Origin of the sequence: Pelagibius sp., assembly GCF_028281305.1 — a bacterium.
In the GTDB taxonomy this organism is placed as follows: domain Bacteria; phylum Pseudomonadota; class Alphaproteobacteria; order Kiloniellales; family Kiloniellaceae; genus Pelagibius.
Genome location: NZ_JANQKD010000107.1, coordinates 13,513 through 34,645, shown reverse-complemented (window position 1 = coordinate 34,645; position 21,133 = coordinate 13,513). Strand labels below are relative to the sequence as shown.

15 protein-coding genes are annotated in these 21,133 nt (G+C 65.6%); 8 read left to right on the top strand and 7 right to left on the bottom strand.

Going from position 1 to position 21,133, the window contains the following annotated elements:
* Positions 1-34: 34 nt before the first annotated feature.
* From accC to Q0982_RS20065, 5 genes are all read right to left on the bottom strand, one after another.
* Positions 35-1,378: an acetyl-CoA carboxylase biotin carboxylase subunit gene (gene accC, locus Q0982_RS20085; RefSeq protein WP_299398964.1), complete on the bottom strand. Its 1,344-nt coding sequence runs from the start codon at positions 1,376-1,378 to the stop codon at positions 35-37.
* 14 nt (positions 1,379-1,392) lie between these two features.
* Positions 1,393-1,845, bottom strand: coding sequence for an acetyl-CoA carboxylase biotin carboxyl carrier protein (gene accB, locus Q0982_RS20080; RefSeq protein WP_299398962.1), 453 nt, complete (start codon positions 1,843-1,845; stop codon positions 1,393-1,395).
* Complete coding sequence (gene aroQ, locus Q0982_RS20075; RefSeq protein WP_322097075.1) at positions 1,845-2,303, bottom strand: type II 3-dehydroquinate dehydratase; 459 nt, start codon at positions 2,301-2,303, stop codon at positions 1,845-1,847. Before aroQ ends, accB begins: the two co-directional genes overlap by 1 nt.
* A 122-nt stretch (positions 2,304-2,425) precedes the next feature.
* Positions 2,426-3,211: a DsbA family protein gene (locus Q0982_RS20070; RefSeq protein WP_299398960.1), complete on the bottom strand. Its 786-nt coding sequence runs from the start codon at positions 3,209-3,211 to the stop codon at positions 2,426-2,428.
* A 172-nt stretch (positions 3,212-3,383) separates the two neighbouring features.
* Positions 3,384-4,742 carry a M48 family metalloprotease gene (locus Q0982_RS20065; RefSeq protein ID WP_299398956.1) on the bottom strand — a complete coding sequence of 453 codons (1,359 nt, stop codon included), beginning with the start codon at positions 4,740-4,742 and terminating at the stop codon, positions 3,384-3,386.
* Positions 4,743-4,827: 85 nt separating this feature from the next.
* Between Q0982_RS20065 and Q0982_RS20060 the strand changes: the two genes are divergently transcribed.
* On the top strand, positions 4,828-6,417 hold the full coding sequence (locus Q0982_RS20060) for a gamma-glutamyltransferase (protein ID WP_299398954.1): 1,590 nt from the start codon (positions 4,828-4,830) through the stop codon (positions 6,415-6,417).
* A gap of 50 nt (positions 6,418-6,467) precedes the next feature.
* On the top strand, positions 6,468-7,628 hold the full coding sequence (locus Q0982_RS20055; RefSeq protein WP_299398952.1) for a pyridoxal phosphate-dependent aminotransferase: 1,161 nt from the start codon (positions 6,468-6,470) through the stop codon (positions 7,626-7,628).
* 57 nt (positions 7,629-7,685) lie between these two features.
* On the opposite strand, the gene Q0982_RS20050 is transcribed toward Q0982_RS20055, so the two are convergent.
* Positions 7,686-10,838 (bottom strand): Rne/Rng family ribonuclease, encoded by a 3,153-nt coding sequence (locus tag Q0982_RS20050; RefSeq protein ID WP_299398950.1) that lies wholly within the window; start codon positions 10,836-10,838, stop codon positions 7,686-7,688.
* A gap of 714 nt (positions 10,839-11,552) precedes the next feature.
* On the opposite strand from Q0982_RS20050, the gene Q0982_RS20045 reads away from it, so the two are divergent.
* From Q0982_RS20045 to Q0982_RS20020, 6 genes are all read left to right on the top strand, one after another.
* Positions 11,553-12,824 carry an N-acetylmuramoyl-L-alanine amidase gene (locus Q0982_RS20045; RefSeq protein ID WP_299398948.1) on the top strand — a complete coding sequence of 424 codons (1,272 nt, stop codon included), beginning with the start codon at positions 11,553-11,555 and terminating at the stop codon, positions 12,822-12,824.
* A gap of 180 nt (positions 12,825-13,004) precedes the next feature.
* On the top strand, positions 13,005-15,479 hold the full coding sequence (locus tag Q0982_RS20040) for a penicillin-binding protein 1A (RefSeq protein ID WP_322097074.1): 2,475 nt from the start codon (positions 13,005-13,007) through the stop codon (positions 15,477-15,479).
* Positions 15,480-15,566: 87 nt separating this feature from the next.
* A protein-coding gene (prfB, locus tag Q0982_RS20035; RefSeq protein ID WP_299398944.1) for a peptide chain release factor 2 occupies positions 15,567-16,686 on the top strand; the annotation gives its coding sequence in 2 pieces (ribosomal slippage) (positions 15,567-15,635 and positions 15,637-16,686; 1,119 coding nt in all).
* Positions 16,687-16,799: 113 nt separating this feature from the next.
* Positions 16,800-18,017: a cytochrome P450 gene (locus Q0982_RS20030; protein WP_299398941.1), complete on the top strand. Its 1,218-nt coding sequence runs from the start codon at positions 16,800-16,802 to the stop codon at positions 18,015-18,017.
* Positions 18,018-18,064: 47 nt separating this feature from the next.
* The gene (locus tag Q0982_RS20025; RefSeq protein WP_299398938.1) at positions 18,065-19,441 is read left to right on the top strand and encodes a phenylacetate--CoA ligase family protein; all 1,377 of its coding nucleotides are present in this window, start codon (positions 18,065-18,067) and stop codon (positions 19,439-19,441) included.
* 26 nt (positions 19,442-19,467) lie between these two features.
* Entirely contained in the window at positions 19,468-20,223 is a 756-nt protein-coding gene (locus Q0982_RS20020) for a hypothetical protein (protein ID WP_299398936.1), read from the top strand.
* 10 nt (positions 20,224-20,233) lie between these two features.
* Here Q0982_RS20020 and Q0982_RS20015 read toward each other — a convergent pair whose 3' ends face one another.
* Positions 20,234-21,106 (bottom strand): sulfotransferase, encoded by an 873-nt coding sequence (locus Q0982_RS20015; RefSeq protein ID WP_299398933.1) that lies wholly within the window; start codon positions 21,104-21,106, stop codon positions 20,234-20,236.
* Positions 21,107-21,133 lie beyond the last annotated feature (27 nt).

Genomic DNA, 21,133 nt, shown 5'->3' with positions numbered 1-21,133 from the left:
TTCAACGGGCCTTTGCTTGGAGAAGGCCGGGCGCTCAGGCGGTGCCGGCGACGAACTTCTCCAGCCAGTGGATGTCATAGTCCCCGTTGATGAAATCCTGCGCCCCGATCAGGCGTTGATGCAGGGGGATGGAGGTATCCACGCCCTCGATCACGAACTCCTCCAGGGCGCGGCGCAGGCGCATCAGGCACTCGTTGCGGGTCTGGCCGTGGACGATCAGCTTGGCGATCAGGCTGTCATAAGAAGACGGGATGCGGTAGCCAGCGTAGAGGCCGGAGTCGACCCTGACCCCCAGGCCGCCGGGGGCGTGATAATCGGTGACTCGGCCGGGTGAGGGCATGAAGGTGTCTGGGTTTTCGGCGTTGATGCGGCACTCGATGGCGTGCCCGGAAAACTTGATGTCGCTCTGCTTGATATCGAGAGGCAGACCAGCGGCAACGCGGATCTGCTCGCGCACCAGGTCGACGCCGGTGATCGCCTCCGAAATCGGATGCTCAACCTGAATCCGGGTGTTCATTTCGATAAAGTAGAACTCACCGTTCTCATAAAGGAACTCGATAGTACCGGCGCCGCGGTAGCCGAGGTTGCGTATCGCTTCCGAGACCCTGTTGCCGATGGCAGAGCGCTCCTCGGCATTCAGCGCCGGGGACAAGGCCTCTTCCAAAACCTTCTGGTGCCGCCGCTGCAGCGAGCAATCGCGCTCACCCATGTGAATTGAGCCGCCCTGTCCGTCGGCCAGCAACTGCACTTCGATATGGCGCGGCTTGCCCAGGTACTTCTCCATGTAGACAATATCGTTGCCGAAGGCGTTCTTGGCTTCGTTGCGCGCCAGGCCGTAGGCCTCTTCCAGTTCGCCGGCGTTCTGGGCCACCTTCATGCCGCGTCCGCCGCCGCCGGCGGTTGCTTTGATCAGAACCGGATAGCCGATCCGATCGGCAATGGTGCGGGCTTCCTCGACCGTATCGACGGCGCCATCAGAGCCGGGCACGACAGGTATGCCCAGATCTTCGGCCGCCTTCTTCGCCGCCACCTTGTCGCCCATAAGGCTGATGTGGTCGGGCGTCGGGCCTATGAACACGAGGTCGTGCTCTTCCACCATGGCGGCGAAGTCGGCGTTCTCGGACAGGAAGCCGACGCCGGGGTGGATTGCTTCGGCCCCGGTGATGTTGGCGGCGGAGAGAATGGCGGGGATGTTGAGGTAGCTGTCCTTGATGGGCGCCGGTCCGATGCAGACGCTTTCGTCGGCCAAGCGCACATGCATGGCGTCGGCGTCGGCTGTCGAGTGTACGGCGACCGTCTGGATGCCCATCTCCCGGCAGGCCCGGTGAACCCGCAACGCGATCTCGCCGCGATTGGCGATCAGGATCTTATCGAACATGATCGGGCGGCGGCCTATTCGATGACCAGCAGCGGTTCGCCATACTCCACTGGCTGGCCGTCGCTGATCAGGATCTGGGTGACCGTGCCTGCGCGGGGGGCGGCCAGCGGGTTCATGACCTTCATGGCTTCGATGATCAGCAGGGTCTGGCCCTCGCTTACGCTGTCACCGACCTTGACGAAAGGCGGCGTGCCCGGCGACGAGGCGACGTAGACCGTTCCCACCATCGGGGCGGTCACCGCCCCGGCCGGAATGGCGTCGCCGCCGCCGGCATTGGCGATCGGTGCCGGCGCGCAGGGGCTGGGCAGGGGGGCGGCGGCAGGGGCGGCGTAGCTCACCGCACCGGCGCCTTTGGCGACACGGATGCGGTGATTGTTGACCTCGTATTCGATCTCGTTGAGACCGGTTTCCTGAAGAAGGTCCGCGAGCTTGCGGACCAGCTCCTCATTCACTTCGAATTTCGCCATTACGTCTCTTGCTGTGTGTTGAGGCGCTGCGCCAGGGCGTCGAGCGCCATCAGGTATCCCCTGGATCCGAACCCGCAGATTACGCCATCTGCGACGCGCGAAACATAGGAATGGTGGCGGAAGGCCTCACGGCGGTGGATGTTGGAGAGATGGACTTCGACCAGCGGCAGCGCCGCAGCCAGCAGGGCGTCCATGATTGCGATGGAACTGTGCGAATAGCCGGCCGGATTGAAGACCAGGGCGTCATGGCTTTCGCGCGCGCCCTGAATCCAATCGATCAGCTGCCCTTCGCTGTTGGACTGCCGGCAGTCGACCGAAAGGCCCAGCGCTTTGCCGTGCGAAAGGCACGCCTTTTCGATGTCCGCCAGGCCTTCCCGCCCGTAGACATCGGGTTCGCGCGTACCAAGCATGTTCAGGTTCGGGCCGTTCAGGACGAGGACTTTTGGCGCCTTGGCCACCTATGCTTCCCCAAAGATGATGTCTGAGAAGCGTTAACATAGCCAAGGCTGGCCGCGCAATCGCCTCTTCGCGGGCGGTTTGGGGCTCCGGCAGTGAGCCGAAGGCCGAATTCGGGCGCTGGCTAGCTGGCCTCGGCGCGGGCCTGGGCGACCAGTTCGCGCAGGCGGTCGATGCCGACCATCCCCGGCACCACGGTGTTGCCGATCACCATAGCCGGCGTGCCGGTGATGCCGACGGCATCGCCCACGGCGTAGTTCCGGCGCAGGGCCTCTTCGATCTCCGGTGCCTGCATGTCCGCGCGCAGCCGCTCCAGGTCCAGTCCGACCGATTCGGCCACAGCCATCACCTCGGGCTCGCTCATCGATCCACCGCGCTCCATCAGCGCAAAGTGGAACTCCTCGTACAGGCCCTGCCGCCCGGCCGCCAGCGCGGCGCGTGCCGCGTCCACCGATTCCTGGCTGAGGATGGGAAACTCCTTCATGACCAGGCGGACGTTAGGATCCTCATCCACCAGATCGCGCATGGCCGTTGCGATGCTCTTGCAGTAGGGGCAGCGGTAGTCGAAGAACTCGACGACTGTGACGTCGCCTTCAGGGTTGCCGAGCACCGGCGAGCTGGGGTCTTCGTTCAGGGCGCCGCGCTGGGCGACCAGGGCAGCCTGTTGGCGCTCCGCCTCTGCGGCCTGCTGGCGCTGCTCGTAGATCTGCAGAGCTTCGACGATCACGTCGGGATTCTCGATCAGGTAGTCGCGGACCAGTTCGCGAAAGGCCTCTGCCTGCGCGGGCTCAAGCGGTGCGGGCTCCTCGGCATTGGCTGGAAGGGCGGTCCCCGCGGCCACGGCCAAAGCCGTGGAGGTTGCCAGGGCGGCGCTCAGGACAGTCTTCTTTATCAATAGCTTAGAAGGCATATCGGCGAATCCTTATGGTGCTGGCCGGCTGACTGCGCTGCCCGGTTGGCCGCAGTTTCCGGTTGGCCGCTATCCAACGCGTTCCTGTGATATCGGATTGCCAACGGCGCTGGCAAATCACGTGATGGTCAGCGGGTTCTTTCCGCTATGTCGCGGCCCTTCTTGCGCGGGTTCAATTGTTGCGGTTCACCTGGCGCTCGGCCTCGTTCTTGACGTCCTGGGCCCTGAGCCAGGAGGCGGAGTGCTGCTCAAGCAGACCGAGGGCGTGCTCGGCGCGGTCGCGTGCCTCGGCGTACTTGCGGCGGGCAAATGCCCCCTCTGCGAGCGCCAGGGCGGTCATCCCCTGATCGCCGAGCCGGCCATGGGCCACCGCGGCCAGCCGCCAGGCTGAGGGGTTGTTCGGCTCTTGGCGCAGGGTCTCTGCCAGGTTGTCGAGCGCGGCCCGGTCGAGGTCCCGGTCATTCATCTGGATCTGCGCCTTGGCGAGCGCCTGCCTGATTTGCGGCGAGTTCGGCAGCGCATTGGCTGCCGCCTGATACTCGGGCAGCGCCTCGGCCACGCGGCCGTGCTCCAGCAGCATCTGTCCCTTGAGTTCGCGGAAGTAGGGATCCTCCGGAGATTCTCCGAGAAGGCCGTCGATCTCCACGAGTGCCTTTTCGATGTCTGGTATACGATAGTATGCAATCGCCCGGGCGTAGCGCGCCGGCAGGCTGACATCGTCTTCGGGGTAGGCGCGCAAAACCTGGCCCAGCGGCTGCAGGAAACCGACCAGCTTGGCACGCATCCGGTTGTGCATGACGACCAGCTCCGGATCCGGCGGCTTGTCGGCATAAGGAGACTGGCGGACCGCGTTCTCCAGGAAGATGATGCGTTCCTGGGTGAGGGGGTGGGTGCGGAGGTAGGGATCCTGGTTGTCGGTCAGCAGGACTTCCTGGCCTCTGAGGGTCTCCATGAATTCCATCAGGCCCCGCGGCGACTGACCGGTCGCCTGCAGCAGCGTCACCGCCGCCTGGTCGGCCGAACTTTCCTGGGTGCGGGTGTACTGCAGGAGGCCCCGAAGGGCGATGTCCTGACCGCCTGAGAGGACCGCGGCGCCGACCCCGCTTTCGCCTGTGGCCAGGGCGGCGCCGAGACCCAGCAGGTAGGTGGCGATCAGGGCGCCGCGGGTCTGCGCCAGGGCAGTGCCGCGTGTTGCCAGGTGACCGCCGGAAATGTGGCCGGTTTCATGGGCAATCACGCCGATGACCTGCCCGGGGTGTTCCGCCTGCATCAACAACCCGGTGTTGATGAACATATTCAGCCCACCCGCCACAAAAGCGTTGAGCGTGCGGTCCTGGACGAGGTAAAGCCTAATCCCCTGTGGGCTGAGGCCTGCAGCCTGGAACAGTGGCGTCGCATAGGCCCGGATGATACCTTCGATTTCCGCGTCGCGAATCAGCCGGAGGCGGTCACTGGCCTGCGTTGCCTGCGGCAACAGAGTGCCGAACAGGAGAACGATAACAAGCAGCAAAGGGACTGGCGTTTTGCGCACGGGTCTATTCTTGCCTTTCGGAACTATACCTAAACACCTCTTACGAGCATTTCAACGCAGGCCGTCCCCGGCGGCCCTGAAGCGGTTGGGCTTTGCCGGCCTTGCGCTGGCGATGCTTGGCGCCTGCGAGGCGCCCAGGGAACCGGGCGTCATCGCCCCTGTCGAGGGCTTTGCCGGCATGGTGTCCGGCGACGAGCCGCGGGCTGTTACGATCGGCCGCGACATCCTGGGCAACGGCGGGTCTGCCGCCGATGCGGCCGTTGCCATGTACTTTACCATGACCGCGACCCTGCCGTCGCGGGTCGGGCTGGCCGGCAGCGGCGTCTGTCTTGTCCACAATGCCGGGTTCATCCGCGACGACGGGACGGTGGAGACCGAGGTCTTCGAGTTTCTGGCCGATGCGGCGGATCCCGCCGGCCTGCAGATGGCTGGACCGCGAGCGATGGCGGTGATGCACGCCCGCCATGGGCTGGCCCGCTGGGGCCTGCTGTTGAACGATGCCGAACGTCTGTCGCGGATCGGCAATTCCGTCAGCCGGTCCTTTGCGCGGGATATCCAGGCCGCTGCGGCCTTCGTCTCGGCAGACCCTGCGTTGCGTCAGCTGCTGTCCAATCGCAGCGGGATCTTGGCGGGCGAGGGCGATGTCCTGGTGTTCTCCGAGCTTTCGGGTGCGATCTCGGGCCTGCGGCGCCAAGGCGCCGGCTACCTCTACGGCGGTTCCTATGCCGCGCGCTTCGTCGAAGCGGCACAGGCCAGCGGCGTGTCCATCACGACCGAAGACCTGCGCCAGATGCTGCCGGCGGTCTCAGAGCCGCTGACGGTGCCCTTCGGCGACAACGTGGCCTACTTCCCGACCAACGACGGCGGCCTGACGACGGCACAGATGTGGGGCATGCTGACCGAGGTGCAGCGCTATTCGGGCCGCAGTGCGGTGGAAAAGGCCCACCTGCTGGCCGAGGCCAGTCAGCGCAGTTTCGCCCTGCGCGGAACCTGGCTTGGCGCGGGCGGACCTCAGGTCGGATCCGAGGGCGGATCCCAGGCCTCCGAAAGCCTGGTGTCCGAAGCGCATCTGGCCCGGCTGCTGACTGGCTACAGCGGGCAGCAGCACAACAGGTTGGCGGTGGAGGGGACGGCGCCACAGACCGTGTCGAATCCCTTCAGTGCGGGCTTCGTGGTCGCCGACCGCTGGAGCAACGCGGTTGTCTGCAGCTTCTCGATGAACGGTCTGTTCGGCGCCGGCCGCGTGGTGCCGGGAACCGGCATTCTGCTGCCCAAGCCGGCGGCACCGGGCGCCAACAGCCTTTCCGTGGGCATGGTTGCGAATCCGTTCAACGGCAACGTCTATCTTGCCGGTACGGCAAGCGGTGGGCTTGCGGCACCGGCTGCCCTGGCCCGCGTGATGCTGGAAGGGATCGAGCCGGAGGTCCCGGTCGAAGATGCCTTGGGAGCGCCGCGGCTCGTCAACGTTGCCAGCCCGGATGTGACGTTCTACGAGCCCGATCTTGAGGACTCGGTCCTCGCCGGCCTGCGTCAGCGCGGACACACGCTGCAACCGGAGGCGGAGGTCGGGCGCGCCAACGTCCTGAAGTGCCCGGCGGGATTGCGCACCGACGACCGCACCTGTGTGGTGGGCACCGACCGCCGCGGACACGGGCTTGCCATCCGTGTGCAGTGAGCCCTGGGGCCTGTCCTTCGGGTGCGTGATGCGGGGGCAGGCGTAGCGCCATGGCTCTGAAGGTTGCCACACGCGGCATGGTGCCGCCGTTCATCGTCATGGACGTGATGCGGGCGGCCAACGAGCGGGAGGCTGCAGGCGGCGACGTCCTGCACCTGGAGGTCGGTCAGCCCGGCACAGCGGCGCCCGACGGCGTCTTGGCCGCTGCCAGGCGCGCTCTGGACGACCACCTCATCGGATACACCGATGCCATGGGCCTGCCCGGGCTGAGGGCGCGCATCGCCCGCCATTACGCAGAGTGGTACGGCTGCGAGGTCGACCCGCGCAGGGTCATGGTCACCACGGGCTCCTCGGCCGGCTTTCTGCTGTCTTTTCTGGCCGCGTTCAATCCGGGCGACCGGGTCGCCCTGGCGGCGCCCGGCTATCCCGCCTACCGCAACATCCTCTCGGCGCTCGGCGTGGAGCCGGTGCTGCTGCCGGCGGAGGCCGAACACCGCTTCCAGCCGACGCCGGAGCTGCTCGATCGGCTCCCGGCGCCGCCCGATGGATTGATTGTCGCCTCGCCCTCCAATCCGGCCGGCACCATGGTCGGCCCGAACGAACTCCGCGCCTTGGTCGACTACTGTGAGGCTGCCGGCATCCGGCTGATCTCGGACGAGATCTACCACGGCATCTGCTTTGACCAGCCCGGCGTCACGGCGCTCTCGTTGAGTGCGGATTCCGTCGTCATCAACAGCTTCTCAAAGTACTTTTCGATGACCGGGTGGCGGCTGGGCTGGATGGTGCTGCCGGAGGATCTGCTGCGCCCGGTCGAGTGTCTCGCCCAGAACCTCTTTATCTCGCCGCCCTGCCTGTCCCAGATCGCCGGCGAGGCGGCCTTCGACTGCGGCGAACAGCTCGACGGCTATGTCGCCGCCTACGCCCGCAACAGGGCTCTGCTTCTGGAAGAGCTGCCGAAGGCCGGCCTGGACAGGCTGGCGCCGGCCGACGGTGCCTTCTACATCTATGCGGACGTTGCCGCGGTTACCAACGACAGCGAGGCGTTATGCCGGCGCATGCTGGCCGAGATCGGTATCGCGGCGACGCCGGGTGTCGACTTCGACCCCGACCGCGGGCACCACTTCGTACGGTTTTCCTTTGCCGGACGTGAAGCTGACATGGGCGAGGCGGCCCGCCGGCTGCAGGCCTGGCTGCCCGGCTGCGGCGGCTGAACGGAAAAGGGCCCGCCGTTTGCGGCGGGCCCCTTCAGACGTCTTCAGGCGTTCACTTCAGATGAACCGATTCCACCAACCGCGGCGCTTGGGCGCATCGCTTTGGGCCTCATCGCCCCGCGGCGGTTCTTCAACCACATCGCTGCCGGCGTCATCGGACGCAGTTGGGGTTGCGGGCTCGATCACCACTTTCGGGTCATCGGCCAGGATCTGTTGAGCGCTGGCCGCCGCCGCGGGTTCGCTGGGCTGCGGTGCGGTCTCTGCCGACCGGCCGTTGGTGATGCCCGTTGAATCGGCAGCAGGGACCTCACTGCTCTCGGCCGACTCTTCGGGTGCACCCTGGGCGGTTTCGTCCCCGGCCCCCTTGGCTTCGTCGTCCGCTTTCGAGGACTTCCGGCCGCGGCTGCGCGTCTGGCTGCGCGGCCGGGCGGTGCTGCGGCGGCGCGTGGTGCGCTTCGGCTTGGCCTCTTCCTCGGCGGCCTGCGGGTCCGCAGCCTCCTCGGTGGTGCCGGCTTCGCTCTTGGCAGCGCTCTTCTTGGTGCCACGGCGCTGACGCGTTGCGCGCCGGCGTTTCGGCTTCGCTTCCGCTGGCTCTGCGGCCTCATCCTCGGTCGCCCCGCCGGCGGCTGCTGCGCTCCCCGATTCAGCCGCTGCTTCATCCGCGGCCGTACTCTCGCCGGAGGTTTCCTCGACCGCTGTCTCGCGCGGGCCGCTTTGCGCGGGCTCTGCCTCGGCGGTCTCTGCCTCAAGGGTCTCTGCCTCAAGGGTCTCTGCCTCAAGGGTCTCTGTCTCAACGGTCTCTGCCTCGACAGGGACGACCGCTTCCTCACCCTCAGCCGCTGCCGCCTCTCCGCCGTCGGCTTCGGCGCTCTGGGCTGCCTGCTCTTCGCTGCGCTGGCGCGAGCGCCGACGGCCGCCGCGCTTGCCGCGCCGCTTGCGTTTGCGCTGACGCTCGCCGTCCTGCTCGCCGGCGGCCGCGTCGCGGTCTTCGGCGGCGTCCTCGTCGCCCGTGCCTTCGGCCTCGGGAAGGTCTTCAGCCTCACGCTCCGGCGTGGCAGCGACCTGATCCTCGTCCTTGCGGCGGCGGCGGCTGCGACGCCGGCCACGCTTGCGCTCGCCGTCGTCGCTTTCAGCACCGCGGGAGTCTTCGGGCGCAGAGCGGCGACGCTCTGCGACAACCCCGTCGCGCTCGATCACGAAGGCATCGTTGGTCAGGTGATCGTCGGGCTCCAAGGTGATGCGGAAGTCGTGGCGCTGCTCAATGGCCATCAGGTGGCTGCGCTTATGATTGAAGATGTAGAGCGCAACCCTGCTGGGAAGGGTGACCACGATGGTCGCGTCGTTCTCTCTCAGACCTTCTTCCTCGAGACGGCGCAGGACCTGCAGTGCCAGGGACTCGACGGTCCGCACCCGCCCGGTGCCGCCGCAATGCGGGCAGATTTCGGTCGAGCTCTCGAAGAGGCTCGGGCGCAGGCGTTGGCGCGACATCTCGAGCAGGCCGAAGGGTGAAATGCGCCCGAGCTGGATGCGCGCCCGGTCGCTGCGCAGGGACTCCTTCAGGCGCCGTTCGACCTCGCGGTTGCGCCGCGATTCCTCCATGTCGATGAAGTCGATCACGATCAGACCGGCAAGGTCGCGCAGGCGCAGTTGGCGGCCGATTTCCTCGGCGGCCTCCAGATTGGTTTTCAGCGCCGTCTCCTCGATGTGGCGCTCGCGGGTGGCGCGGCCCGAGTTGACGTCGATCGCGACCAGAGCTTCGGTCTGGTTCAGAACCAGGTACCCGCCCGAGCGCAGCTGGACGGTGTTGGAGTGCATCGCATCCAACTGGCTCTCGACGCGGTAGCGCTGAAACAGCGGGACTTCACGATCTTTGTACTGCTGCACCTTTCGGGCATGGCTGGGCGTCAGCGACTTCATGAAGTCCTTGGCGGCCTTGTAGCCCTCGTCGCCGTCCACCAGCACATCTTCCATGTCGCGGCTGTAGAGGTCGCGAATGGTGCGTTTGATCAGATTGGCTTCTTCGTAGATCATCGCCGGCGCCGTGGACTGCAGCGTGTTCTCACGAATGCTGTCCCAGAGCCGCAGCAGGTATTCGTAGTCGCGGCGAATCTCCACCTTCGTGCGCTGGCTGCCGGCTGTGCGCACGATCACCGCGATCCCTTCCGGAATCTCCAGATCGCTGAGGATCTGCTTCAGGCGACGGCGGTCACTGGTGTTGCTGATCTTACGGCTGATGCCGCCGCCTTTGTTGGTATTGGGCATCAAGACGCAGTAGCGGCCCGGCAGGGAGAGATAGGTGGTGAGGGCGGCACCCTTGTTGCCGCGTTCCTCCTTGGTCACCTGCACTAGGATGACCTGGCGGCGCTTGATGACTTCCTGGATCTTGTAGCGGCGCAGCAGTTTGGCTCGCCGCAGGGCGGCTTCCTCGGCCTCGTCGCCGCCGACGGTATCGACACTCTGCTCAGCTTCGACTTCCTCGTGCGCGGCTTCGGCGGTTGCCTCGGCCTCGCCGTTCTCCGCAGCCTGGCTGCCGTCGCCGCCTTCAGCGCCGTCTTCCGGTTCCCCGGCTTCAGACTCCCCGTCTTCCGCTTCCCCGACTTCAGATTCGTCGGCCGCGACCTCGGCGCTGCGGAGCACGGCGTCCTCTGCGGTGCCCGCGGCCAGCGGCAGACTGCCGACTGCATCGCCGTCATCTTCGCCTGCGGTCGCGCCTATGTCTTCGGCGCCCTCCGCGTCTGGGTCAGCGCTTTCGCCCGACGCGTCGTCGTGTTCCGCCGCAGCCTCCGCAGGCGCCTCGGCGGCCTCGTCCGCATCGTCGGCGCCCGCGTCGTCCTCGCCGGCATGATCCGAAGCGGCGGTTTCAGCCTCGACCTCAACATCGGCCTCAACGTCATCGGGGGCCTCGTCAGCCGGGTCGCTGCGCAGGGCGGCCTCTTCCGCGAGCAAGGCCTCGCGGTCGGCGATCGGGATTCGGTAGTAATCCGGGTGGATTTCACTGAAGGGCAGGAAACCGTGGCGGTTGCCGCCATAGTCGACAAAAGCTGCCTGAAGAGAGGGTTCTACTCGGGTAATCTTTGCGAGATAGATATTGCCTTTCAGCTGCTTTCTTGACGATGTCTCGAAATCGAAATCTTCAACACGGTTGCCAGAGAGAACAACCACCCGGGTTTCTTCCGGGTGGCTGGAATCGATAAGAATACGTTTTGCCATTAAGGAACAACTCCGCAACGCGCAGCGCGGATCGTCTCGGGGAGCCATACCTGCCCACCTGCCGCGGCGCGATAGTCTTGGGAACTCGTTTGGTCGACATGTCTGCAGTCGGGACCATCATTAGGAACGAGCGTTCTTTCGTTTTCGGGGCCGCAACGGACACAAGCCTTGCGCGAGCAGGGCTGCGGTCACCGCCTCGATGGCACCGGCGTCGTCTTTCTTTAGATGAGGCCAGGCCGTGAAACCGGGGAAACCTCGCGTCCGCTTTCGTTCGTTGCCGGCCCATGGGCAATGCCAAGCAGGGGCGGTCCCGAAGGCCAATCAAGAAACGGTGGCAAGCGCGAAGCTCTCGTTTGCGGTTCTCTTCTGCCGGCGCGGTCACCCTATGGGTCACCGCCGCCTTTCCGCTTTCTTCTGAAAGACAAGGAAAGCAATAAAGAACCACTATCGTAATAATATCAGGCCGAAGCAGGGCACACCAGCGCCGATTTGGCCGGCAGGCCCGGGACCGGATCAAGAAATCACTGGTTGATTGGATGCGGATTTCTTCCACCTTGTGGACAGGTCGGCGAGTTGCGATAACGCGGGAGCCGCCTGGCTGCAGGCTGCCAGCGGCCCGTGATGGCAAATGGGTGCTTTGCGCTGGTGGATGGGAGTTGCTTCGGATATATCTGGGGGCTCCAACATCATCAACTGCTAGATGTTGAAAGGGTTTTGAAGATTCGGCCCCGTCTGCTGGTCTTTCTGTGCCTGTTGGTTGTTGCGGGGCTGGGCGCCGGCCCGACTCCGGCCACGGCCCAGCCGGAGGTGGTCGCCGCGCGGATCGGCGAAACCCCGGAACGCACCCGTTTTGTCCTCGAACTCACGGAAGACCTTCCCTACCGGGTCTTTACGCTCCCCGACCCTTTCCGCGTGGTGGTCGACCTGCCGGAGGTCCGCTGGACCGTGCCGGAGGGCCGTCAGCCCAAGGCACGGGGCCTCATCACCGGGCTGCGGTTCGGCCTCTTTGCCGCCGGCACCAGCCGGGTGGTGCTCGACGTCGCCAAGCCCACGCACCTTAAACAGGTTTTCGTCATACCGCCCTCCGACGGCAAGCCGCATCGCCTGGTGGTCGACATCATGCAGGTCAGCCGCGCGGCCTACTTCGCTGCGGCCGGGCAGGCGGCCACAGGCGTTGCCGCTGCCGGCAGCGGCCCCACGGCGGCGGCGTCCCGCCAGCCGCTGCAGGCCGGCCTGACCAACCCGCTGCCGCGCCCCGAATTGAAGCCGCGCGGCGCCGAGCGGGACGATCCGCGCCCCATCGTGGTGATCGATCCCGGCCACGGCGGCGTCGATCCCGGGGCCATCGGCGTCTCCGGCGCTTATGAGAAGAACATCGCGCTGGACTACGGCCGGGCGCTGAACGCCGCCCTGGCGGCGACCGGGCGCTATCGCCCGGTGATGACCCGCGATCGGGACGTGTTCCTCAAGCTGCGCCAGCGCATCGCCCTGGCCCAGAAGGCGAATGGGGACCTCTTCATCTCCCTGCATGCCAACATTCACCGCTCCGGCAAGATCCGCGGGGCGTCGGTCTATACGCTCTCGGAGACCGCCTCGGACAAGGAAGCGGCGGCCATCGCGGCGGCGGAGAACGCCGCGGACGTGCTGGCCGGCGTGGATCTGAGCGACCAGAGCGGCGACGTCCGCGGAATTCTGATCGACCTGGCCCAGCGGGAGACCATGAACCTGTCGAAGCGCTTCGCCAACGATCTGGTCGGCGAGGTCGGCAAGGAGGCCAAGCTGCTGCGCAACACCCACCGTTTCGCGGGCTTTGCGGTGCTCAAATCGCCGACGATCCCGTCGGTTCTCTTCGAGATCGGCTATATGTCCAACCGCCAGGAAGAGCGGCTTTTGCGCAGCCGGGCCCACCGCGATAAGATAGTCCGATCGATTATCAGAGCGATCGACGGTTATTTTCAGCGGCAGAGCGCCGCCAGCAGATCATAGCCTTGCCACATTTCCCGCCTAGGCTGCGGCCTGCGAAGGGTTTTAAAGGGGTTGGGCGGGCCGGAACGATCCGGCCGCCGGACGTTGAAGGTCTATAAACGCTTGCCCGGCTAGCATCGCCGGGCCGTATGCGGCGGGGCCGATGCAGCAGAGCGCCGGCCGCGGGTGCCTTTGGGCGCGATGGCGGGATGCCGAGACGGTAAAGACGCAAATACGGTTAAGACAGTGAGAATACTGGCAACACTTCTAAGTCTGGCGATCATCTGCGCCCTCGTGGGCGCGGGCGGCGTGCTCTATGCCTTCTACCACTATGGCCGCGGCCTGCCGGAATACAGCCAGCTCGCGGACTATGAGCCGCCGACGGTCACGCGTGTGCACGCCGGAGACGGGCGTCTCCTTGCCGAGTACGCCACGGAGAAGCGGGTCTATGTGCCGGTGTCGGCCATTCCGCTGCGCGTTAGGAATTCATTTCTATCGGCCGAGGACAAGAACTTCTACAGCCACCCGGGCGTCGACTTTCTTTCCGTTGTGCGCGCCATCGTCACAAACATCGCCAACTACGGCACCAGCCGCCGGCCAGTCGGCGCTTCCACCATCACCCAGCAGGTGGCCAAGAACTTCCTGCTGACCAACGAGGTGTCCTACGAGCGCAAGATCAAGGAAGCGATCCTGGCCTTTCGCATCGAGCAGGCCTTTACCAAAGACACCATCCTGGAACTCTATCTGAACGAGATCTATCTGGGCCTGGGATCCTATGGGGTGGCCGCCGCGGCGCTCAACTATTTCAACAAGTCGCTGGACGAGCTGACCATTGCCGAGGCGGCCTATCTGGCGGCCCTGCCGAAAGCACCCAACAACTATCACCCCGTGCGGCGCTACGACGCTGCGGTGGCGCGCCGCAACTGGGTGATCGGGCGGATGCTCGAAGACGGCAACATCGACGCGGCGGAAGCCGAGGCGGCCCGCGCCGAGCCCCTGGTGGTGCGCAAGCGCGATGCAACCCAGGCGGTCCAGGCGGATTACTTCGCCGAAGAGGTGCGCCGCGAACTGGCCCGGCTCTACGGAGACGACAACCTCTACAAGGGCGGTCTCTCGGTGCGCACGACACTGGATCCGCGCCTCCAAGCCATCGCAGACCGCGCGTTGCGCGAGGGCCTGATGGCCTACGACCGCCGCCATGGCTGGCGCGGTCCGCTGGCTCAGATCGACGTCGGGCCGGAGGCCGACGTTCAGGCCGCTCTGCAGGGCGAGGTCCCGCAGCCGGTCGGTATCGACGAGAGCTGGCAGGTTGCCGCCGTGACGGCGACCGACGCCGAGCAGGCAACGGTTGTCCTGGCCGACGGCAAGGCAGGCACCATTCCGATGGCGGAGCTGAAGTGGGCCCGCCCCTGGAAGGAGAACCAGCGATTCGGGGTCGCTCCCAAGAAGCCGTCCGACGTCCTGAAGGCCGGCGACGTGGTGCTGGTGGAGCCTGTGGCCGAGAACGGCGACGGTGAGCCCTACGACGAGGGCACCTTTACCCTCCGCCAGATCCCCGACGTCAACGGCGGCATCGTCGCCCTCGACCCGCATACAGGCCGGGTGCTGGCGATGGCCGGCGGCTACTCCTACGCGCGCAGTGAATTCAACCGCGTGGTCCAGGCCCGCCGCCAGCCCGGCTCGGCCTTCAAGCCTTTCGTCTATCTCGCCGGCCTCGACAGTGGCTTCACCCCGGCGACACTGATCCTCGACGCACCCTTCGTCCTCGACCAGGGCGCCGGGCTCGGCAAGTGGAAGCCGGCCAACTATACGCGGAAGTTCTATGGCCCGACGCCGATGCGCGTGGGAATCGAGAAGTCGCGCAACCTGATGACTGTGCGCCTCGCCCAGACCGTCGGTATGGAGAAGATCGTCGACTACGCCCGGCGCTTCGGGATCATGGACAACATGGACCCCATGCTTTCCATGTCTCTGGGGGCAGGCGAAACCTCGCTGATGAAGGTCACCACCGCCTATGCCATGCTGGTCAACGGCGGCAGGCGCATCTCGCCAACCCTGATCGACCGGGTTCAGGACCGCCATGGGCGCACGATCTACCGCCATGACCTGCGCGAGTGCGCGGTCTGCATGGCGGAGATGTGGTCCGGCCAGGCGACGCCGCAGTTGCCTGACGATCGCGAGCAGGTCGCAAACCCAGCCAGCGCCTATCAGGTCGTGGGCATGCTGCAGGGCGTGGTCCAGCGCGGCACCGGGCGGCGCATCGCCGAGCTGGGTATCCCGCTGGCGGGCAAGACGGGCACCTCCAACGACAATTTCGACACCTGGTTCGTGGGCTTCAGCCCCGATCTGGCGGTCGGTGTGTTCGTCGGCTTCGACGAGCCGCGCACCTTGGGCGCCAAGGACACGGGCTCCAACGTCGCCGCGCCGCTGTTCAAGGCCTTCATGGCCGATGCACTGGCCGACCAGCCGGCGATTCCCTTCCGCATTCCCCCGGGCATCCGTCTGGTGCGGATGAACGCTGAGACCGGTCAGCTCGCCCGCCCGGGCGACCGCCGCGTCTTCCTGGAAGCCTTCCAGCCGGGCACCGAGCCTTCCGGCCGCCAGGTCGTCCTCGACGGCGGCTACAACCCCAGCACCGGAAGCACCGCGGCCAGCGGTACCGGCGGGCTGTACTAGCTGACAAGAAGCGGATAATACTGCGCCCCGATGCGCGGTGCCGGGCGTCTGCCTGCGTGCCGCCAAGAGATTTGGCAAGGAGTGTTTATGCGCGCCGAGATTGAAGCGGTGGCCGAGGAAATTCGCCAGTCCTTGGCCCTGCTGAGGAGGCATCTTTGACGTTGAATCGGCGACTCTGCGCCTCGACGAACTGAATGCCGAGGCGGAAAACCCCGATCTTTGGAACGATCCTGAGCGGGCGCAAAAGGTCATGCGCGAGCGCACCCATCTGGAGCAGTCTCTGAAGGACTACCACGCTGTCGAGAGTGATCTCGATGACGGCCTCACGCTGGCCGAGTTGGGTGAGGCAGAGGGCGACGAGGCCAGTGTCGATGAGGCCCGGTCGCTGCTGGAGGCCCTGCAGACACGAGCTGCAAAGATGCAGTTGGCCAGCCTGCTTTCCGGCGAGGCCGACGCCAACGACTGCTACCTGGAGGTCAACGCCGGAGCCGGCGGCACCGAGGCCCAGGACTGGGCACAGATGCTGCTGCGCATGTATGTCCGCTGGGCGGAGGCCCGCGGCTACAAGGTCGACTGGCTGGAAGAAAGCCCCGGCGAGGAAGCCGGCATCAAGTCCAGCTCGATCCAGGTGAAAGGCCCCAATGCCTACGGCTGGCTGAAGACCGAATCCGGCGTCCATCGGTTGGTGCGGATTTCGCCTTTCGACTCGCAGGCCCGGCGCCATACCTCTTTCGCGTCGGTCTGGGTCTATCCGGTCATCGACGACTCGATCGAGATCGAGGTACTGGACAAGGACCTCCGCGTCGATACCTACCGCGCCTCCGGCGCCGGCGGCCAGCACGTCAACAAGACCGATTCGGCCGTGCGCATGACCCACATCCCGACCGGCATCGTCGTGCAGTGCCAGAATGACCGTTCGCAGCACAAGAACCGGGCGCAGGCCATGGCGATGCTGAAGGCGCGGCTCTATGAGCACGAGCTGCAGCGGCGCGAGGCCGAAGCCCAGGCCGAGGCGGAGTCCAAGACCGACATCGGCTGGGGCCATCAGATCCGCTCCTACGTGCTGCAGCCCTACCAGATGGTGAAGGACCTGCGCACGGCGGTGGAGACCGGCAATGCCCAGGCCGTGCTCGATGGCGACATCGATGCGTTTCTGGAGGCCTCCTTGGCCTCACGCATCGGCGGAGGCGTCAATGCAGATGCGTGACGGCTCTCTGTTCGGGGCGCGGGACCGCTGGGCCGCCCCGGCGCGGCCCATTGGCGCGTTCCGCGCTTAGGGTCGGACACGGCAAAGGAAAGCGGGGGCGCGGGATGAGCTCGATGGAACGGAGAGAGACCGCGGAGGCCTTCGCCCTTGATTTCGATGCCCCGGGCTTCCTTGACGACCCTTATCCGCACTACCACGCACTGCGTGAGCACGATCCCGTTTTCCTGAGCCCCTGGGGCGACTGGTATCTGTCGCGCCATGCGGACGTGGCGGGTGTCCTGACCGGCAGGTCGTTTTGCCGGGAGTCGCCCAAGGGCGCCAACCCCATCTCGAAAGACGATCGCGCGCAGACGCCGATCGACCGCATGCTCAGCCAGTGGATGGTCTTTATCGATCCGCCGGCGCACACGCGGGTCCGCCGTCTGGTAGGACATGCCTTTACGCCGCGGCTGATCGCGGCGATGCGCCCTGAGATCGAAGCCATGGCGGACTGGCTTCTGGAAGAGGCCCTGGACGGCGCCGACTTCGACCTGATCCGCGATTTCGCCTATCCCTTCCCGGTTATGGTCGTCTCCCGCATTCTCGGGGTACCGGAGGAGGACTACGAAAAGCTGCGCGACCTCTCCGGACAGTTGACGGCTGCGCTCGATACGGGCGCGGCCGCGCAGCTGGCAACCGGCATCGATGCCACCGAGGCGCTGACGGCCTACATGGCCGAACTGGTCGGCGAATGCCGCCGGCGCCCGCGCGGCGACCTGCTTTCCGAAATCGTTAGCGGCGGCGAGGCGGCAGCCCTGAGCGAAGAGGCGCTGCTGGCCAACTGTGTCTTCCTGCTTTGGGCCGGTCACGAGACGACCAAGAACCTTATCGGCAACGGCGTTCTCGCGCTGGCCCGCAATCCTCAGGAACTGGAACGGCTGGTCGAGGAACCGGGGCTGATCGTCCCCGCGGTCGACGAACTGCTGCGTTTCGAGAGCCCGATCCAGAAGATCGGACGCTGGGCCGCCGAGGATGTGGAGATCGGCGGCAAGGCGATTCCGAAACACAGCTATGTCGTCAGCCTCTTCGGCGCCGCCAACCGGGATCCCGCGCGTTACCCGTCGCCGGACCGGCTCGACATCGCGCGCAACAACGGTGCGAGCCTCGCCTTCGGTAAGGGCACGCACCACTGCCTTGGCTACGGGCTGGCGAAGCTGGAAGGCGAGATTGCCATTGCCAGGCTGTTGGCGAAGACGGCGCGCATTGAGGTCAAGACCGACCGGCCGCGGTGGCAGGCGAACACATCCGTGCGCGGATTGGAGAGTCTGCCGTTGTCGCTGCTGCCGAGCTGAGGGGCCCCGGTGTCATGGTTGAAAAGGGTGTCATGGTGGAAAAGAGGGTGAGCATTCCACGTTCCTCGGTGCCGGGGATCGTCAGCCCGGCCATTCCAGGGCGCATGGCCTCGCTGCTGTTGTCGTTGCTGTACCAGCTCGATCAGACACAGTGGCTGGCGCCGGAGGAGATCTTTGACCTTCAGGCAAAGCAGCTTCGCCTGTTGTTCTCTCATGTAGCCCGCACAGTGCCGTTCTATCAGCGCCGCTTTGCCGAGGCCGGCGTCGATCCCGACGCCGAGGTCACCCGTGAGACCTTGGACCGGCTGCCGATCCTCAGGCGCGCCGAACTGCAGGCGGCCGGCAAGGACATCAACACAACAGCGCTGCCGAAGTCGCACGGCAAGACGCATCAGATCGAAACCTCCGGCTCCACCGGCCGTGCCGTGCGCATGTACGGGACCGAGGTCACCAACCTCTTTTGGCGCGCCTGCGTGATGCGCGAGCACTTCTGGCAGGGGCGCGATCTCGGCGGCAAGCTTGCGGCCATTCGCTGGACGCGAAAGGGCGTGGCCATGCCGCCGGACGGCGCCCGCGGCGACAGCTGGGGGCCGGCCTCCGGCGCGATCTATCCGACCGGGCCGGCTGCCCTGCTGAACGTCATCAGCGAACTGCCGGACCAGGTGGCCTGGCTCCGGAAAGAGGCGCCGGACTATCTCATTTCCTTCCCGTCGAACCTGATGGCGCTGGCCAAGCACTGCATCGAACGGGACATAAGCCTGCCGAGCCTGAAACAGGTCATGACCGTCGGCGAAACGGTGACCGATCAGACGCGCCGCCTCGTCCGAGAGGCCTGGGGAATTCCTTTGAAGGATTCCTACAGCAGCGAAGAAGCGGGATACCTGACCATCCAGTGTCCGGAATACGATGTCTATCACGTGCAGTCCGAGAACGTTCTGGTTGAAGTGGTGGACGAGTCGGGCAGGGCCTGCGGCCCCGGAGAGGTAGGCCGCGTGCTGATCACGCCGCTCCACAACTTCGCGACGCCGCTGGTGCGCTACGAACTCGGCGACTATGCGGAAGTCGGTGCGCCCTGTGCCTGCGGCCGCGGTTTGCCGGTGATCACACGGACGGTCGGCCGGCAGCGTAACCGGCTCGCGCTGCCGGACGGCTCGACCGTCTTTCCTTATCTCGGCGATCACGGCGACTACAAGGCGATTACCACCGCCGTCCAGCGCTTCCAGTTCATTCAGCGCAGCATCAGCGAGATCGAGAAACTGATGGTGGTGTCCGAACCGGTGACACCGGAGCAGGAAGAACAGATGCGCGCGCTTATTCTGCGAAACCTGGGTCACCCCTTTAACGTAACTTTCACTTATGTGGACGAGATTCCGCTCAGTCCCCGCGGAAAGTACGAGGAGTTCGTTTCAGAGGTGGCCGGCTAGACGGCCCTTCCGAAAAGGGTGAAGGGATGACCGAACTCAACGGCCATATCGAGCGCGTGAGCTGTCTGGGCAAAACCACCCGGACCGACATGTTCAAGCTCTACGAACACTACTATGGCGGGACCAGCGAAGAACTCTTTCTCAGCGACCTTTCAGACAAGCAGTACGCCGTTATCCTCAGGGATCCGAACCACTCCCTGCAGGGTTTCTCGTCGATCAAGGTCTGGGAAGAAGACTTTCGCGGCAGCCCGGTGCGCATCATGTACTCCGGCGACACCATCGTGCATCAGGACCATTGGGGCCAGCAGGCCCTGGCGTTCACCTGGATTCACTTCTCCGGGGCACTGAAGTCAGAGGCGCCGGAGGTTCCGCTCTACTGGTTTCTGCTGGTCAAAGGTCACCGCACTTATCGCTATCTCAGGGCGTTCTACCGGGTCTTCTATCCGGCCTACAACCGGTCGACGCCGGAGGAGGCCAAAGGCCTGATGGATCAACTTGCCGCCAACAAGTTCGGCGACACCTATAACCCGGCCACGGGGGTTCTGCATTTTGCCGAGTCGCGCGGGCACCTGAAGACGGACTGGGCGGACATTCCGGAGAAGGACCGCCGCCGTCCCGACGTGCGGTTCTTCCTGGAAAAGAACCCCGGTTACGTCGATGGCGATGAACTGATCTGCCTGACGGAGCTCAGCCGCAAGAACCAGAACCCGCTCGCCGCCCGTCTCTTCGACCAGGGCTACGAAGGCGGCCTCGAAGCGGCGATCTCACCGAGCAGCGGCTGACTCACCGCCGCTACGGCGATCCTTCCTGCGCGTAGCCGAAGGCGCGCCGGATGTCGGCGCAGAGACTGTCGATCTGGTCGGCCTCGGCCTCCGTCAGAACCTCGCGATAACGCCCGATACTGGCGGCGGAGATCGGCCCGCCGCTCAGCGCCGTCACATAGGCGCCCCAGCGCGGATGGCTGTAGATTTCGTCGTTCTCCGGGTCCACGCGGCTGCGCCAGGTCTGCCCGTCGTCCACTGTGTCCGCCGGCAAGGAAAGTCCGGTGAACGCGGAAAGGCGCTCTACGATCGGCTCGGTGCCGCCGATCAAGGACTCGTAGCCCACGAAGAGCACACGCTCCTTCAGGGCCTCATCGCCCTTCTGCAGCGCCCGCAGGACCGGCAGGTAGAACTGGCGATAGGACGCGCTGAGCTTCGCGATATCTCTGCCGACGCCGGCCAGGAAGCTGTTGACGCCGCTCTGCCGATGCTTCTCGCCGACGCTGATCATCGAAGCAATGGTGTCCTTGGGCTCGCGCACGGAGACGACGAAGCGGGCTGACGGCAACAGCGCGGCCGCCTGCGGGAAGTATGTCGAGAGTTCCGGGTTCTTCAGGACCAGACAGTCCGGATGATCGAGCCGCCGATGGGTTTCCCGCAACAGGCGCTCGAGGATGTCCCTGGTGAAGGCGGTGAGCCCGTCACGGCCGCCCAGATAGTCCTCGACATAGAGGTGATCGCTGCCGGCGTACTGCGCATAGATCGCGATCTGGCTCGTCAGATAGCGGCACCCGTGCACGAAAGGATTGGCCTGGGGGGAGGCGCAAAGCACGTGCTGCAGCAGCGAGGTTCCGCTGCGCATGGCGCCTGCGACAAGGACAAGTCTGTAGGGCTCCGCACTCACCCCGTCTGGATAGCACGATTCGCCTGG

What these genes read in the sequence shown, in the direction of transcription:
- Q0982_RS20050 (WP_299398950.1), bottom strand. Translation starts at nt 10,838, where the DNA reads ATGGCAAAACGTATTCTTATCGATTCCAGCCACCCGGAAGAAACCCGG.
- accB (WP_299398962.1), bottom strand. Translation starts at nt 1,845, where the DNA reads ATGGCGAAATTCGAAGTGAATGAGGAGCTGGTCCGCAAGCTCGCGGAC.
- accC (WP_299398964.1), bottom strand. Translation starts at nt 1,378, where the DNA reads ATGTTCGATAAGATCCTGATCGCCAATCGCGGCGAGATCGCGTTGCGG.
- Q0982_RS20055 (WP_299398952.1), top strand. Translation starts at nt 6,468, where the DNA reads ATGGCTCTGAAGGTTGCCACACGCGGCATGGTGCCGCCGTTCATCGTC.
- Q0982_RS20020 (WP_299398936.1), top strand. Translation starts at nt 19,468, where the DNA reads ATGACCGAACTCAACGGCCATATCGAGCGCGTGAGCTGTCTGGGCAAA.
- Q0982_RS20030 (WP_299398941.1), top strand. Translation starts at nt 16,800, where the DNA reads ATGGAACGGAGAGAGACCGCGGAGGCCTTCGCCCTTGATTTCGATGCC.
- Q0982_RS20070 (WP_299398960.1), bottom strand. Translation starts at nt 3,211, where the DNA reads ATGCCTTCTAAGCTATTGATAAAGAAGACTGTCCTGAGCGCCGCCCTG.
- Q0982_RS20040 (WP_322097074.1), top strand. Translation starts at nt 13,005, where the DNA reads ATGGCGGGATGCCGAGACGGTAAAGACGCAAATACGGTTAAGACAGTG.